The organism is uncultured Campylobacter sp., assembly GCF_938045345.1.
GTDB lineage: Bacteria > Campylobacterota > Campylobacteria > Campylobacterales > Campylobacteraceae > Campylobacter_B.
On the sequence record NZ_CALIMS010000048.1, the window covers coordinates 1 to 1,314 of the forward strand.

At 50.5% G+C, this 1,314-nt stretch carries 2 protein-coding genes; both read left to right on the plus strand.

Annotated features, from left to right (window positions below; genetic code table 11):
• Nucleotides 1-116 precede the first annotated feature (116 nt).
• Nucleotides 117-263 (plus strand): hypothetical protein, encoded by a 147-nt coding sequence (locus Q0144_RS08355; protein ID WP_297880516.1) that lies wholly within the window; start codon nucleotides 117-119, stop codon nucleotides 261-263.
• A 60-nt stretch (nucleotides 264-323) separates the two neighbouring features.
• A complete protein-coding gene (locus Q0144_RS08360; protein ID WP_298063266.1) occupies nucleotides 324-1,310 on the plus strand; it encodes a diaminopimelate dehydrogenase in 987 nt (328 codons plus the stop codon).
• Nucleotides 1,311-1,314: the final 4 nt, after the last annotated feature.

The following is a 1,314-nucleotide window of genomic DNA, read 5'->3' on the forward strand; positions in this document are numbered from 1 at the left end:
AACCGCGAAGGGTTGCAAAGCGCGCAGGAAAAATTCGCCAAAGTATGCGATGAGCTAAAGGCGTTTGGCGAGTAGCCCGCTAGTTTGAGCCAAAATTTTAAATCAAGGAGAAAAATATGTCAAAAGGTAGTATCGGTGGATTTACGTTAGGCACGGTCATAGCCGTCGCACTATCATGGGGAGTCAATAAAAGCATAATGTGGGCGATAATCCACGGATTTTTAAGTTGGTTATACGTGATTTATTATTTCCTACTGAGGTAAAATTTCATCGGCGGCGCGCCGTTTTACGCGCTAAATTTTAAAATTTATCAAGGATAAAAAATGAGCGAAAAAATAAAAATAGCGGTTTTGGGATATGGAAATTTAGGTCGCGGCGTGGAGCTTGCCGCGCGAAATAGCAAGGATTTAGAGCTTTCGGCAGTGTTTTCTCGCCGCGAGCCACACAGTGTACAAACATACGGCGCGCCAGTATTTAGCGTGGATGAAATTTTATTGCACAAGGGCGAATTCGACGTTTTGGTGCTTTGCGGCGGTAGCGCGACGGATCTGCCAACGCAGACGCCGGAGTTTGCAAAAGATTTTAACGTCGTCGATAGCTTCGATACGCACGCAAAAATCCCGGAGCACTTCGCCGCCGTGGACGCCGCAGCTAAAAAAGGTGGAAACGTAGGTATCATCGCCGTTGGTTGGGATCCGGGTCTGTTTTCGCTAAACAGACTGTTCGGCGAGAGTGTGCTGCAAAACGGCAGCAGTTATACGTTTTGGGGTAAAGGCGTGAGCCAAGGCCACTCAGACGCTATCCGCAGGATCGAGGGCGTCGTGGATGCGCGCCAATACACCGTGCCGATAGAAAGCGCCTTAAAGCAAGTTCGCGCGGGCGAAAATCCGAAACTTAGCACGCGCGAAAAACACCTGCGCGAGTGCTACGTCGTAGCCGAAGAGGGCGCCGATAAAGCGCGCATCGAGCAAGAGATAAAAACGATGCCCAATTACTTCGCCGACTACGACACGAGCGTGCATTTCGTAAGTCTTGCGACGCTTAAAAAAGAGCACGGCGGCATCCCTCACGGAGGATTCGTCTTGCGAAGCGGAGCGACGGGCGAGCGCGGAGAAAATAAACACTTGATCGAGTTTTCGCTAAAGCTTGACTCAAATCCCGAATTTACCGCAAGCGTGCTCGTAGCCTACGCCCGCGCGGCGTATCGTTTGGCGCAAAAGGGCGAGCGCGGCGCGTTTAGCGTATTTGACATCGCTCCGGCGCTTCTTTCGCCAAAGAGCGCAGATGAGCTAAGGCGCGAAATTTTATAAATTT

Bases quoted from the DNA above. Each gene is read 5' to 3' on its own strand.
- Q0144_RS08355 (WP_297880516.1), top strand. From the start codon at position 117: ATGTCAAAAGGTAGTATCGGTGGATTTACGTTAGGCACGGTCATAGCC.
- Q0144_RS08360 (WP_298063266.1), top strand. From the start codon at position 324: ATGAGCGAAAAAATAAAAATAGCGGTTTTGGGATATGGAAATTTAGGT.